Source organism: Streptomyces sp. NPDC002888 (assembly GCF_042888465.1).
Lineage (GTDB): Bacteria > Actinomycetota > Actinomycetes > Streptomycetales > Streptomycetaceae > Streptomyces.
In genome coordinates, this window is the sequence record NZ_JBIAPU010000013.1 from 248,398 (window position 1) to 261,997 (window position 13,600).

The 13,600-nt window shown below is 72.6% G+C and carries 12 protein-coding genes and 1 pseudogene; 7 read left to right on the forward strand and 6 right to left on the reverse strand.

The annotated features are described in order from the left end of the window. Positions 1-40: 40 nt before the first annotated feature. The 4 genes from ACFYWX_RS22715 to ACFYWX_RS22730 are packed head-to-tail and all read right to left on the reverse strand — an operon-like array spanning position 41 to position 5,088. Positions 41-1,423, reverse strand: coding sequence for an AAA domain-containing protein (locus tag ACFYWX_RS22715; protein ID WP_389425871.1), 1,383 nt, complete (start codon positions 1,421-1,423; stop codon positions 41-43). After that, positions 1,420-3,051: a hypothetical protein gene (locus ACFYWX_RS22720; protein WP_389425872.1), complete on the reverse strand. Its 1,632-nt coding sequence runs from the start codon at positions 3,049-3,051 to the stop codon at positions 1,420-1,422. The genes ACFYWX_RS22715 and ACFYWX_RS22720 overlap by 4 nt, the downstream gene beginning before the upstream one ends. Then, entirely contained in the window at positions 3,042-4,172 is a 1,131-nt protein-coding gene (locus tag ACFYWX_RS22725) for a hypothetical protein (RefSeq protein ID WP_389425873.1), read from the reverse strand. The genes ACFYWX_RS22720 and ACFYWX_RS22725 overlap by 10 nt, the downstream gene beginning before the upstream one ends. Further along, entirely contained in the window at positions 4,123-5,088 is a 966-nt protein-coding gene (locus ACFYWX_RS22730) for a phosphatase PAP2 family protein (protein WP_389425874.1), read from the reverse strand. Before ACFYWX_RS22730 ends, ACFYWX_RS22725 begins: the two co-directional genes overlap by 50 nt. Before the next feature lie 188 nt (positions 5,089-5,276). Here ACFYWX_RS22730 and ACFYWX_RS22735 point away from each other — a divergent pair, with 188 nt between their 5' ends. Beyond that, complete coding sequence (locus ACFYWX_RS22735) at positions 5,277-5,870, forward strand: histidine phosphatase family protein (RefSeq protein WP_389425875.1); 594 nt, start codon at positions 5,277-5,279, stop codon at positions 5,868-5,870. Positions 5,871-5,904: 34 nt separating this feature from the next. Here the strand turns inward: ACFYWX_RS22735 and ACFYWX_RS22740 are convergent, their stop codons facing one another. Continuing rightward, a complete protein-coding gene (locus tag ACFYWX_RS22740; protein ID WP_389425876.1) occupies positions 5,905-7,347 on the reverse strand; it encodes a hypothetical protein in 1,443 nt (480 codons plus the stop codon). Between the two features lie 257 nt (positions 7,348-7,604). On the opposite strand from ACFYWX_RS22740, the gene ACFYWX_RS22745 reads away from it, so the two are divergent. Continuing rightward, the gene (locus ACFYWX_RS22745) at positions 7,605-8,039 is read left to right on the forward strand and encodes a hypothetical protein (protein ID WP_389425877.1); all 435 of its coding nucleotides are present in this window, start codon (positions 7,605-7,607) and stop codon (positions 8,037-8,039) included. Positions 8,040-8,096: 57 nt separating this feature from the next. After that, positions 8,097-8,966, forward strand: a complete 870-nt coding sequence (locus ACFYWX_RS22750; RefSeq protein WP_389425878.1) for a spermidine synthase — start codon at positions 8,097-8,099, stop codon at positions 8,964-8,966. A gap of 21 nt (positions 8,967-8,987) precedes the next feature. Here ACFYWX_RS22750 and ACFYWX_RS22755 read toward each other — a convergent pair whose 3' ends face one another. Beyond that, on the reverse strand, positions 8,988-9,500 hold the full coding sequence (locus ACFYWX_RS22755; RefSeq protein ID WP_389425879.1) for a hypothetical protein: 513 nt from the start codon (positions 9,498-9,500) through the stop codon (positions 8,988-8,990). Positions 9,501-9,629: 129 nt separating this feature from the next. On the opposite strand from ACFYWX_RS22755, the gene ACFYWX_RS22760 reads away from it, so the two are divergent. The 4 genes and pseudogenes from ACFYWX_RS22760 to ACFYWX_RS22775 form a co-directional block, all read left to right on the forward strand. Next, positions 9,630-10,337, forward strand: a complete 708-nt coding sequence (locus ACFYWX_RS22760; RefSeq protein WP_389425880.1) for a response regulator transcription factor — start codon at positions 9,630-9,632, stop codon at positions 10,335-10,337. Next, positions 10,334-11,737 (forward strand): sensor histidine kinase, encoded by a 1,404-nt coding sequence (locus tag ACFYWX_RS22765; RefSeq protein WP_389425881.1) that lies wholly within the window; start codon positions 10,334-10,336, stop codon positions 11,735-11,737. The genes ACFYWX_RS22760 and ACFYWX_RS22765 overlap by 4 nt, the downstream gene beginning before the upstream one ends. A 227-nt stretch (positions 11,738-11,964) precedes the next feature. Next, complete coding sequence (locus ACFYWX_RS22770) at positions 11,965-13,281, forward strand: ABC transporter substrate-binding protein (RefSeq protein ID WP_389425882.1); 1,317 nt, start codon at positions 11,965-11,967, stop codon at positions 13,279-13,281. After that, a pseudogene (locus tag ACFYWX_RS22775) lies at positions 13,278-13,600 on the forward strand (sugar ABC transporter permease); the annotation flags it as partial. The gene ACFYWX_RS22770 and the pseudogene ACFYWX_RS22775, both read left to right, overlap by 4 nt.

The following is a 13,600-nucleotide window of genomic DNA, read 5'->3' on the forward strand; positions in this document are numbered from 1 at the left end:
CCCGGGACCGGAGAAGACTGGGCCATACGGGTGAGCCGGCTCAGGCCCGCCACGGCACGCGATGCTCCCCGAGATGCGCCAGCACCGCGTGATTCGCCTCCCAACCGTCCGGGAACTTCACGACCGTCCCCAGCTGGACCGGCTCCGTCGACGGGTAGTCGTCCAGGAGGTCGCCGACGCCGGCGCGGCAGACGACGATGCAGGCGTGGCGGTGACGGGAGGCGAGGACGCAGAGGCGGCCCGTCTCCAGGTGGAAGGCTGTGGCGTCGGGGCGGCCGGAGAGGGGGTGGAGGACGACCGTCACGTCGTACTCCCGGCCCTGGAGCCGGTTGGCCGTGTCGACGGTGACGTCCGTGACGCCCAGGTCCGCCAGCGCTGCCCGGACCGCCGCGGCCTGGTCCCGGTGGGCCGTGCCGACCGCGATCCGGTCGGCGGTCAGGGGAGCCGGGTCCGGTGAGCGTTCCGAGGTGGCCGCGCCGCCCCGGTCGAGCAGGCGCCGTACGACCGTCGCCAACGCCCGCACCGCCTCCGGGTCCGTGCGCGGGGTGTGCCGGGCGGGCAGCTCCAGCAGTCCCCAGCCGGACTCCGCGGCCTCGTCGATCACCCGGTCGGTGCCGGAGCCGTCCGACGCGACGGCGAAGGAGAGACGGCGGTCGCCGTGGCCCGTGCCGCTGCGGAACGGGGTGTACGGGTAGAACGCGTAGGAGACCAGCGGCGCGGCCGACGCCGGGAGCCGCCAGGACACCGGGAGGCGGTGCTGCGGCAGTTCAGGGTTGTGCGCGAGCAGGGTCGACACGGCGGAGGCCGACGGGTCGTACGACAGACCCGCCCACTGCTCGCTGCCCACGATCGCGAACGGGTCCAGCTGCCCCGGGTCGCCCACGAACAGCGCCCGCTCGAACAGCCCGGCCACGGCCAGCAGGCTGTCGGAGCGCATCTGGTACGCCTCGTCGACGATCGCGTGCCGCCACGGCTCGTCGGTCTTCACGTGCGCCCACTTGGCCGCCGTGGAGATCACGACCGGGAGCCCGGTCAGGTCCCCCGCCTTCGCCGACTTGCGGACGTGCGGCAGATCGTCGAGCGCCTTGTCGTACGGGTCGGCGTCGCTGCTGTGCAGCCGGCCGACCGGCAGCTCGGGGTTCTTCTCGGCGAGTCTCAGCACCAGGTCGTCGACCTGGGCGTTCGTCTGCGCCACCACCATCAGGGAGCGTCCCGCGTCGGCGAGTTCGAGTGCCGCGCGGACGACGAGGGTGGACTTGCCCGCGCCGGGCGGGGAGTCGACGACCACACCCCGCGCCGAGCCGTGCAGGGTGTCGTGCAGGATCGCGTCGGTGGCCCGCGTGGCCGCGGCACCGGGGTCGAAGGCAGGCGCGGTGGCACGCGCGGAGCCGGACGCGGCCTCCTCGGCCTGGGGCGCGGTCACAGGACGTCCTCCTCGGTCACGGGGTCGGCGATTTCCGGCACGGCGGCCGCCTCACCCGGTGGGCCGCCGTGCGTCCATGGTGTCTCCTCCGGGTCGGGCAGCTTCGCGCCGCCCCGCTGCTCGTGCTCGAACAGCGTGAAGCAGACCCGGTCGCCCTTCTCGGGCACCGAACCGACCTCGGGCTCCTTGCCGCGGCCCATCTTGTCGACGATCCGCAGCACGACCAGACCGTCGCCCTCGTCCCCGACGAACTCCGCCGCCTGCGGCTTCCCGCCCAGGGACCGGTACACCTTCGCCCGCTGCCCGAGGTGCGGCCGGTCGTCCGTGCGGACCGTGACCAGGGGGCGCGGGCTGGGCCGCTTGCCCTCGCTGTACGCCATGACGACATCCGTGACCTCGCCCGCGAACGCCTCTCCGGCCAGCCGCCGCCCCGCCATCACCAGCGGGTCGTCGAGGGCCTCCTGCGCCTCCAGGCGGGCCTGCTCGCGCTCGCGCGTGGCGAGTTTGTTGGCGGCGGTGACCGCGTCGTCGCGGCGCGGCTGCGGGGGCTCGCCGGCCAGGACACGGTCGCGGTGACCGGTGAACGACCAGCGGTCGCGCGTCCACCGCTCCTCGACGTGCGCCCCCTCCGGCAGCGCCCGCAGCAGGTCCAGGCCGCGCCACACCGCGTCCCAGGTGGGCCGCGTACGGCTCTCGACCAGGGCGCGGATCTCCCGCTCCGCGGCGGTGAGCGCACCGAGCCGGTCATCCGCCTCCAGACCGTCCTCGGCGGCCGCGAGGGCGGTACGCGCGCGGTCGTAGCGCTCGATGGCCGGGGCGAGCAGCTTGTTGTCGAACGCCGGGTCGGTGGCCGGGCCGGCCGGCGGGCACAGCAGCTGCCCCTCGGCGTCCCGGCCCACCTCGGCCCGCAGTGCCGCCTCGGCGCCCGAGGCTGCTCGCTGGGGGTCCCCCCGGTCGAGCGAAGCCGAGACCGGGGGATGGTCGATCCAGGCCATGAGCGCGCCCAGGTGCTGGTCCTCCAGGGTGGACTGGCCGGTCGCCCAGTTCCGGGCCAGCACCTCCGTCAGGGCGAGCAGAAGCGAGGAGCCGGGCACCCGGGCCCGCTCCCCGAAGTGGGTCAGCCACCGGCCCAGCAACGGCACGCGCGGCGGCGCGGGATGCGGGGCCTCCGGTTCCTGCTCCGCCGTACGCCGAAAGCGCATGGAGCGCCCCAGCAGCCGCACGAAGTCGACGCCCGCGCGGCTCGGCACGACCAGCTGCGGGGCGTCCGCGCACAGCTCGACCTCGACCTTGACCCGCTTGCCGGTCTCCGGATCGGTCTCGTTGCGCTCGGCGGCCTCCACGCTGTCGGCGTACGCGTCGACGTAGGGCAGGACGACGTCGGCCAGCTCGGCGAGGAACGCGAACCTGAGGTCGCGGTCGCGCGGCTGCGGTACGACCAGCAGGCGCGGGGCATCCCGGTCGGTGCCCACCAGCGCGCCGAGCGGGGCGCCGGCCTCACCGGCGGTGGTGAGCGGCACGAACACCAGCGGCCGGTCGGACAGGTGCCGGTGCCGGACGGTGGCGGTGGGTCGGGCGCGGCCGGTGGTGACGGCCTCGAGGCGGGCGAGGGTGGTGATCAGCGACACGCGCCCACCCCTTCGCCGAGGGCCTCCGCCCGCAGCTCGGCCGCCCGGCGCAGCGCCGCGACCGCCGGATCGTGCGGGTCCCCGGCCTCTCCGCGCGCCGCAGCGAGGACGTCCTCGACGGTTGTCAGGCCGCCCAGCTCGGCGCGGACCGAGCGGCCCAGGGAGGTCACCGCGCCGTCCGCGCGGGAGCGGTCGCGGCAGTGGAAGGCCAGCTCGCACGCGGACAGGCACTCCGGCGCGTAGGCCGCCGGGACCGACTCGACGGCGGCCGTGAGCTCCTCGGCCGGAAGGTCGGGGGAGAAGCACGTGCCCTCGGGGAGCGCGTCGGCGATGTCCTGCACGCGCGTGAGGCGGGCCAGCTGACGGCTGGTGACCGCGCGCTGCTTGCGGACGTCGACCGCGGAGGCGGTCGGCAGGTTGGAGAAGTCCCTGGGACAGACCAGGAGGACGTGGTGGCGCACGCGCGGGGCCGGATCCAGTCGCGCGGCGACGTCCTCCAGCGCCAGCACGTACACCGCCGCCTGCCGGGCGGCCGCGCCGACCTTCGACGGGTCCGCCGAACCGTCCACCATCGGGAAGGACTTGATCTCGACGACCGTCCAGCTGCCGTCGGGGTGCACGACGACGGCGTCCGGCTCCAGGAACGCGGGGGAGCCGGCGACGTCGAGCGCCAGCATCGGGTGGTCGAGGAGCGTCCAGGCGCCGCGCGCCCCTGTGGCCTCCCGCAGCTCCAGCGCCGTACGCGCCGTGCGGCCCTCGGGGCCGATCGCGGACAGGTCGGGCACGCGCGCGTCGGCGGGCGGTTCGGCCCGGGGATCCAGCCGCTCGTGCACCAGCCGCAGCAACTCGGCGCCGCCGTCCGCCTTGACCTTCGCCTCGAACGCGTTGCCACGTGTGAGGGCGAACTGCGACTGCCCGAAGGCCGACGGCGAACCCAGCGCGCCCGCCAGCGCCGCCTTGTTCACCCCGGCGCCGTCCAGGATCGCGCGCCGTCTGCAACCGGGGTTCGCCGCGAGCGCCGCGAGGGCGCGGGCGTCCAGCGCCTTGGCCGGTACGTCGGGACCGCGCAGCTCAGCGAGCCGGTGCCGGAGCGCCGTCCCCCGCGTCCGTGGGGGAGGCACCCGGCTCGGCTCCTGACCCGAACCGCGCATCGCGCTGCCGTGGAATTCGCTCACCCGTGGAAGTCTGGCATCCGGCACTGACAATCGAGGCATGTGCGTCGCGAGAGGCCACAGCGGCGGACTCCGGGGCGGGCGCGAACCGGGTCGCGAAGCCCGCCTTGGCGCGGTCCGCGCCGCGCATCACCAGCGGCGCCAGCATGAGCCCGACGCCCATCACGGCGGCGCCCGCGACGGCGTCGAGGAAGTAGTGGTTGGCGGTGCCCATCACCACGATCGTGGTCACCAGCGGGTAGACGACGGCCGCGACCTTCGCGGCCGGTGTGCGGCCGTACCGCCACAGCATCACCCCACACCACAGCGCCCAGCCCACGTGCAGGCTCGGCATCGCCGCGTACTGGTTCGTCATACCGCCCATCCCGCGCGGTGCGCTCGCCTCGCTGCCCCACCAGCCGTACGAGCTGTACTGGGCCATCGTGTCCACGAACCCGTGGCCGGCCGACAGCAGGCGGGGCGGGCAGGTCGGGAGCAGGGTGAAACCTATGAGACCCATGAGCGTGGAGGTCATCAGCCATGTGCGGGCCGCGCGGTAGTGCTGTTTGCGCGAGCGGAACAGCCAGATCAGGATCGCCGGCGTGACCAGGTAGTGCAGCGACGCGTACCAGAAGTCGGCCGGCACGCCTATCCACGCCTCGCGCGTGAAGAGACGGTTCAGTGGGTGCTCGGCGTTGACGTGCAGGAACTTCTCGACGCGCAGGATCGTCAGACCGTGGTCGACGGCAGAGGAGACGTCGCCCCGCGCGAGGAGCCGACCGGCGGAGTAGCAGGCGTACACCAGCAGGATCAACGGCAGTTCGGTCCACCAGCGCAGGCGGGTGCGCGATGCTGCCTCGATGTCTGGTGTCTCGGTCTGCGGCATCCGCTCGCCTCCCCCTTCGTTCCTACGGCGTCCGGCGGTCCGGCCGTGCCACTTTACGGCGTATGTGCGCGCCCTCACCGGGCGCCCCCGGCCCTGATAGACGCAGGGATCGCCCCCCGGGTTGCCCGTGCGGGGGGTGCGCGATGATGGAGGGGTTCCGTCTGAAGTCTCTTCCGGAGGGGTCCTCCATGGCATCGCGCATCCTGCTGGCCCGGCACGGACAGACGGAGTGGTCGCTGTCCGGCAAGCACACCGGCAGGACCGACGTGCCCCTTCTCGAAGAGGGGCGACGCGGCGCCAAGCTGCTCGGCGAGCGACTGCACCGGGTGCCGTTCGAGGGCCTGCCCGGCGTCGAGATACGCACCAGTCCCCTGTCACGCGCGCGTGAGACCTGCGAACTCGCCGGCTTCGGTGAGCGGGCCACCACCTGGGACACGCTCATGGAGTGGGACTACGGGGCGTACGAGGGCATGACCCCGGCGGAGATACAGGCTCTCCGGCCGGGATGGCTGATCTGGCGGGACGGGGTTCCGGGCGGGGAGACGCTGGGGGAGGTTTCCGCGCGGGCCGACGAGGTTGTCGCCTGGGCGCGTGCGGAGGAGCGGGACGTGTTGGTCTTCGCTCACGGGCACATCCTTCGGTCGATCGGTGCGCGGTGGCTGGGGCTGCCGCTGGAGTTCGCGGCGCGGATCCGGCTGAACCCGACGTCGTTGTCCGTTCTGGGGTGGGCCTACGGGGAGCCCGCGATCGAGACCTGGAACGATCTGGGGCATCTGGTTTAGCGGGGCGCAGGCTGAGCGGTCACGGGCTGAGCGGTCACGCCATGCGCGGCAGCGACGCGTGTCTCTCCAGGAAGCCCGAGACCCCCGAAGCCCGCCGGTGGGGCAACAGCACGCGCGCCGTTCCCGACAGCATCGTCTGGATGCGGGAGGACTGGACCTCCGCCAACAGATCCAGCACCCGCATCCCCGCCACCGCCGCCTGGTCGGGGCGGCCTCCTCGGGCCAGGTCGTCGGCCAGCTCCGCCGTGTACAGCGCGATGTTCCGCGTGAAGTGGGGGTCCTGCAGCTCCGCCGCCCGCCGGGCGTGCCGTGCCGCCCGGGGCCAGTCGCCCAGCGCGGACCAGCACTGTGCCTCCAGGCCCTCCAGCTCGGCCTCGCCGTAGAAGCTCATCCACTCGGGGTCGTTGTCGCAGGGACCCCGCTCGTAGAAGGCCTGCGCGCGGACGAGGGCCTGTTCGCAGCCGGAGCGGTCGGCGAGACCGGCCCAGCCGCCCGCCTCGCGGAGCGAGAGGAGGGACATCAGCCGGGCGGAACCCAGCGGGCGCGCGACGCGCTGTGCGGCCTGCGCCGCCCGGACCGCCTCGCGCGGTCGTCCGGCGTCGCGCGCGAGGAACGCCGAGTTGCAGAAGGCGTGCGCCTCCAGGCCGGCGTCACCGTTCACCCGCGCGGTCGCCAGCGCCTCCGCGTAGTGCGAGCGGGCGTCGTCGAACCGTCCCGAGTCGTGCGCCAGCCAGCCCACGGAGATGGCGAGTTCACCGGCGCCCGAGTGCAGCCGGTCGGCGGTTGCCTGCCGGGTCACCCCGGCGTCCAGCAGCGCGTACGCGGCACGCAGCGGGGCCGCCGCACGTCGGTAGAGTCCGTCGGCGCCGTGCCGGTCGTCGAGCAGCCGGATCCTGCGGACGGCTTCTTCCAGGGCGCCCGCCTCACCCGCGCCGACGCGGCGCGCGGGCCGGCCCGCGGACGTCGCGTCCGGGGCGAGCCCGACGGGACCCAGCGAGGCGGCGGCCACCGTGGCGCCCCCGCCGGTCATGAATGCGCGACGCAGCACGTCGCTCTCCTCGTGGTTGTCGTACCTGTCGTACGGGTCCTGCGTGTCATACGGCTCGTGCGCCCCTCGCGTCTCACCAGAGGCGTACGCAGGGCTCGTGGTCTGCGTGAGGGGCGCGTCCTCGGCGGCGCGCGCTCCTCGTCCGCGTACGGACGAACGAGGCGCGAAGCCGAGATCGGTAAGCGTGCGACCGGGGAACATATGAAGAAACACCCGTTCGTACGCGTAGTTGGGACAGCGGATCTCACCCGCCTCCACCCGGCCGATATAGCGCGCGTCACAGCAGACCCGCTCCCCGATCTCGCGCGCCGCCCGCCGCACCAGGGCGGCGAACTCGGCCGGTGAGCGCTGGCCGCGCACCTGCCGGAAGGCGAGATTGGGTCGCGGTGGCCGACTGGGCTCGGATGAACTCACCGTTGACGACGCCATGGCCGGGTCCTCTCGTGCGAACCGTCGAACCATGCCGGATTCGGAATGAGTTGTCCGTGTGACACCCCGTTTCCGGCGGGCAAGAACGTACCTGCTGTGGCCGTGCCGCCACGCTGTGTTTGGCTACAAACCGGATATCTCCTCCACGATCTGCCATGAACTGCCATCCTTTGCGGCGGACTTCCGCCGTAGCCGTTGACGCCGTGCCGCGTTGAACCCCGCGGACTGCAAGAGGGGTTCCGTGTGTGGAGGCCGGGATGAAGACCAGCCAGAGCATCGATCCTCGTACGCCGGCGACGACGGCGGCGGGGCGCGCGTCGGCCGCGGAGCGCGCTGCGGCGCCCCGGGTGGGCTGCGACGTGGTCACCGTCCCGGCGCGACAGGGCCTGGAGGCCGTCGACATCCTGCGACGGGGCGCCGGGGACGCGGTCGGGCCCGTCCTGCACGACGACGGCTGCGACACGCTCGGCTTCGTGGTGCCACCGGGGACCGCGGCGGCCTGGGACGTGCCGGGCAGCACATGTACGCAGACCGACGGGCACGGGCTGCGGCTGAACCCCGAGCCGCCGGTGGAGGGCTCGGACTGGCTGCTGCCCCCGGAGGAGGCGGACCTGGCGACGGACCCCGCGGTGCTGCGGGCGGCGTTGGGGGAGGCGGCGCGGCTGATCGAGGCGGCGGACAGCCGAAGATGAAGCTCAGCCGTCCCGCCTGCGGGCGCATGACCGTTCCCCGCCTGCGAAAATGGCCCCATGGGAAAGTCCAGGAACACCCGGCGCGGGCAGGCCGCCGCTGACGCCGTCGTCGAGACCGTCGAGGGTGGGCTCGCTCAGCTCATACCCGACCGGGACCGGGCGCGGGCCTGGACGCTCCTGATCGACGGGGCCCCGCAGTCGCACGTGGACCTCGACGACCCGGCATTCCTCTCCTTCGAGTACCAGCGGCGCCTCGGACACGTCATCGACCTCGCCGCGCCGCCCGGCAAGCCCCTGCACGCCGTCCACCTCGGCGGCGGCGCCTTCACACTCGCCCGCTACCTCGCCGCCACCCGCCCCCGCTCCACCCAGCAGATCGTCGAGCGGGACGCACCCCTCGTCCAACTGGTCCGCCGAGAGCTTCCGTTGGATGCGAACGCCCGGATCAGGGTGCGGTCGGCGGACGCCCGGGAAGGGCTCGGCAAGGTGCCGGACGGCTGGGCCGACCTCGTCATCGCCGACGTGTTCAGCGGAGCCCGCACACCGGCCCACCTGACCTCCACCGAGTTCCTCGACGACGTGCGCAGGGCCCTCGCCCCCGGCGGCCTGTACGCCGCCAACCTCGCCGACGGCCCGCCGCTCGCCCATCTGCGCGGCCAGATCGCCACCGCCGCCGCCCGCTTCCCGGAACTCGCCCTGATCGCCGACCCGGCCGTCCTGCGCGGCAAGCGCTTCGGCAACGCGGTCCTCGTCGCCTCCGACCGCCCCCTCCCGGTCGCCGAGCTGACCCGTCGGGCCGCCTCCGACCCGCACCCCGCCCGGCTGGAGCACGGCAGGACGCTCACCGACTTCACCGGAGGGGCCGCACCGGTGACCGACGAGGCGGCGGTCGCCTCACCCGCGCCGCCCCCCTCGGTCTTCCGCTGAGCGCCCGGTGCGCGTGAGCGACTAGTACGTGCCGATCTCCACCCGCGGCGGTCCGTCGTGCCAGGTGCAGAACACCGACACGCGGTCCGCGCCCGAGCTGAACTCCACCCGGATCCACGCTTCCGTCTTCCACACCTGCATCGACCAGGTCGTGCCCGGAGTGGCCGACACGAGCGTCGCGGAGGCCTTGCCGAGGGAGAAGACCACGCGCCCGCCGTCGGTGTCGTAGCTCTTGACCTGGCCGGCGGGAGTGGGGGACGGGCTCGGGCCGCGGGCCGGTGTCCGGGAGGGCGTCGGGGTGGCGGGCGTACGGCTCGGCTTCGCCGACGGAGTGCGCGACGGCGACGGCCGGTTGGTGGCGGACGTCAGCGGCCCCGAGTCCTGCGTGGTGGCGTCGGCCGCCGTGACCGGCAGCGCGCGGGGCGGGTCGTAGGCCGTGCCCGCGAGCACCGTGTGCACACCCCACCACGACAGCGTGGCCGCCGCGCCCGTGGCGAGCGCCCAAGCCAGTACGTGTACGAGTCCTCTGCGCACCCCGGTCATACTGCCTCACGCGACCTCACCCGTCACACGGGCCTCACGGATACCCCACCGGTTGTCCACAGTCCGGGAGTTGTCCACAGCCCCCGGTCCGGCCCGTCGGCATGGCGTACGGTGCCGCGCATGGCAAGTGTGCTCGTGGTCGAGGACGACCAGTTCGTACGCTCGGCGCTCATCCGGCATCTGACCGACGCCGCACACACCGTGCGCAGCGTCGGCACCGCGCTGGAGGCGCTGCGCGAGGTCGCCCATGTCCGCTTCGACGTCGTCATCCTGGACCTCGGACTGCCCGACCTCGACGGCTCCGAGGCGCTGAAGATGCTGCGCGGCATCACGGACGTGCCCGTGATCATCGCCACCGCGCGCGACGACGAGACGGAGATCGTCCGGCTGTTGAACGCCGGGGCCGACGACTACCTGACCAAGCCGTTCTCCGTCGAGCACCTGTCGGCCCGGATCGCCGCCGTGCTGCGCCGCTCCCGCGCGGGCGCCGGTGAGGCACCCCCGTCCAGCGTCCTGCGCGTCGGCGGTCTGACCGTCGATCCGCTGCGCCGCCAGGCCGAGTTGGACGGCGTCCGCCTCGACCTCACCCGCCGCGAGTTCGACCTGCTCGCCTTCCTGGCCGGCCGGCCCGGGGTCGTCGTACCGCGCAGGGAACTGCTCGCCGAGGTGTGGCAGCAGTCGTACGGCGACGACCAGACCATCGACGTCCATCTCTCCTGGCTGCGGCGGAAGCTGGGTGAGACGGCCGCGCGGCCCCGCTATCTGCACACCCTGCGGGGCGTCGGCGTGAAGCTGGAGCCACCGGGAGAGACGGAGCCGGTGCGATGAGATGGGCGCTGGTCAAGGTCTGTCTGGCGGTCACCACGATGGTCGTGGTCGCCTTCGCGGTCCCGCTCGGCCTGGTCGTCAGGGAACTGGCCCGCGACCGCGCCTTCTCCAACGCGGAGCGGGAGGCGGCTGCCGTCGTACCGGCGCTCTCCATCACCACCGAGCGCGACCAGTTGGAGCGCGTGGTCGCCTCCGCGGGCTCCGACGCGGGGCTGGCCGTGCACATCCCGGCGACCGACGGCCGGGCCGCCGTCGACCTCGGACGCAAGCGCGCCTCCGACGAGGACATCGCGACCGTACGGAGACTGGGGCGGGCCTCCACCAGCGAGGTGCCCGGCGGTTCGACGCTGCTCCAGCCGGTCGCGCTGAGCTCGGGCGCGATGGCCGTGGTCGAGGTGTACGTCCCCGAGTCCGAGGTCAGCAACGGCGTCGGCACGGCGTGGGCGGTACTCGCCGCGGTCGGCGCCGCCCTGGTCGTCGGCTCGGTCGCGGTCGCCGACCGGCTCGGCGTGCGGATGGTGCGGCCCGCGCGGCGACTCGTCGAGGGCGCGCACGAACTGGGGGAGGGCAAGCTGGGGGCGCGTGTGCCGGAGGACGGGCCGACCGAACTGCGGCTGGCGGCGGTCGCGTTCAACTCCATGGCCGACCAGGTCGTCCAACTGCTGGCGAACGAGCGGGAGCTGGCGGCCGACCTCTCGCACCGGCTGCGCACCCCGCTGACCGTGCTGCGGCTGAACACCGCCTCCCTGGGAGACGGTGCGGCCGCCGAGCAGACCCGGGCCGCGGTCGCGCAGTTGGAGCGCGAGGTCGACACGATCATCCGTACGGCCCGGGAGGCCAAGCCGCAGACGGCGGCCGCCGGACCGGGCGCCGGGTGCGACGCCGCGGAGGTGGTGCGGGAGCGGATGGCGTTCTGGTCGGCGCTGGCCGAGGACGAGGGGCGCAAGGTGCGGGTGGCCGGCGTGGACCGGCCGGTGCGCATACCCGTGGCCCGGGCGGATCTCGCGGCCGCCCTGGACGCCCTGCTCGGCAACGTCTTCCGGCACACCCCCGAGGGCACGGCCTTCGCGGTCGACGTGCACAACGGCGAGGACGCGGTGATCGTGCTCGTCTCCGACGCGGGCTCCGGCATATCCGACCCGCAGGCCGCGATGGCGCGCGGTCGCGGCTCAGGCAGCGACGGATCGACCGGCCTCGGCCTCGACATAGTGCGCCGGCTCGCGGAGTCGACGGGCGGGGACGTACGGATCGGCTCATCGGTCCTCGGCGGCACCGAGGTGCGGCTCTGGATCCAGCTGGACGGTCGCGAGCCGGTGCGCCGGGGGCATCGGGGGGCCGTACGGAGACGCCGACCGGGCAAATTGGTCTCTACCTTTAACCGATCCCGAACCCGGTCCTGACCTCTCCCTTCGCGCGTTCGCCTCACACAGATGATCACCAGCCGCCCCATAGGTGATCAATGGTGTCGATTACGTTTCGACAAATGAACGCAGCGACTCTTGACGCATGACAGTACATACGGCTGTTATGGCGCCACCGTGTTCGGTCAAGTTGATTTCTGGTCGATCGTGATCAGCTTTTCAGCCAGCCTCACCCCGTGGCCGAACCCTGCCCTCAGGAGCCGTTCATGCGCGACCTCTCCCCCTCCGGACTCTCCCTGCCCACCCCCAGCCGTCGCACCCTGTTGCGCGGCGTCGGTGGCGCCGCCCTCCTCGCGGGGGCGGGCATACCTCTGCTGAGCGCCTGCGGCGGCAGCGGCACGGCGGCCGACTCGAAGACCGTCACCCTCGGCTCCAACGCGTCGGACGCGGTGCCGAAGAAGGCCTTCGCGGACATCTACGCGGCCTTCGCCAAGCAGTCCGGGATCAAGGTCGACGTCAACACCAAGGACCACAACACGTTCCAGGAGCAGATCAACTCCTACCTCCAGGGCACGCCGGACGACGTGTTCAACTGGTTCGCCGGCTACCGCATGCAGTTCTTCGCGGCCAAGAAGCTCGCCTCCCCGATCGACGACGTGTGGGAGAAGATCGGGGGCAACTTCCCCGACGCGATGAAGAAGCTCAGCAAGGGCGAGGACGGCAAGTACTACTTCGTGCCGCTGACCACGTACCCGTGGGCGGTCTTCTACCGCAAGAGCGTCTTCCAGCAGCACGGCTACCAGGTCCCCACCACCTGGGACCAGCTGGTCGCCCTGTGCAAGCAGATGAAGAAGGACGGCCTGGTCCCGATCGCCTTCGGCGACAAGGACGCCTGGCCGGCCATGGGCACCTTCGACCAGATCAACTTCCGTCTCAACGGCTACGACTTCCACGTCGAGCTGATGGCGGGCAAGGCTGCCTGGACCGACGCCAAGGTCAAGGCCGTCTTCGACCACTGGTCCGAGCTGCTGCCCTACCACCAGGACGGCTTCATGGGCCGCACCTGGCAGGACGCCGCCCAGACCCTGGTGTCGAAGAAGGCCGGCATGTACCTCCTGGGCTCCTTCGTGGCCCAGCAGTTCTCCAACAAGGCCGACCTGGACGACCTCGACTTCTTCCCGTTCCCGGAGATCAACTCCGCGTACGGCCAGGACACCGTCGAGGCGCCCACCGACGGCTTCATGGTCAGCAAGGCCCCGAAGAACCACGACGGTGTCGTCAAGCTGATGGAGTACCTGGGCAGCCCGGCGGCCGAGGAGCTCTACCTCAAGGGCGACCCGAGCGTGGTGGCCGCCTCCAGCAAGGCCGACACCTCGGCGTACACGCCGCTGCAGAAGAAGGCGTTCGACATGATCGCGGGCGCCAAGTCGCTCACCCAGTTCATGGACCGCGACTCGCGGCCGGACTTCACCGCCACGGTGATGCAGCCCGCTCTGCAGAAGTTCCTCCAGAATCCCAAGGGCGTGGACAGTCTGCTGTCCTCCATCGAGCGCCAGAAGAAGACGATCTTCGCCTCCGCATGACCACCGACACCTCCTCGAAGAGCCCGGAGGCGGCCCCCGTGCCGCCTCCGGGCCCCACGCCTGCCAAGCGGGTCGCGCGGGGCCGCAAGCGCCTGCTGACCCGCCGTGACCGCATCACGCTCGCCTTCATGGCGGGCGTGCCCACGGTCCTGCACGTGGCCCTCGTCTGGGTCACCGCCATCGCCTCGATCTTCCTGGCCTTCACCAGCTGGGACGGCATCGGCTTCGACTCGATCACATGGGTGGGGCTGGACAACTTCCGGCAGTTGTTCACCGACAACCCGCAGTTCTGGCCCGCCGTACAGCACAACATCATCTG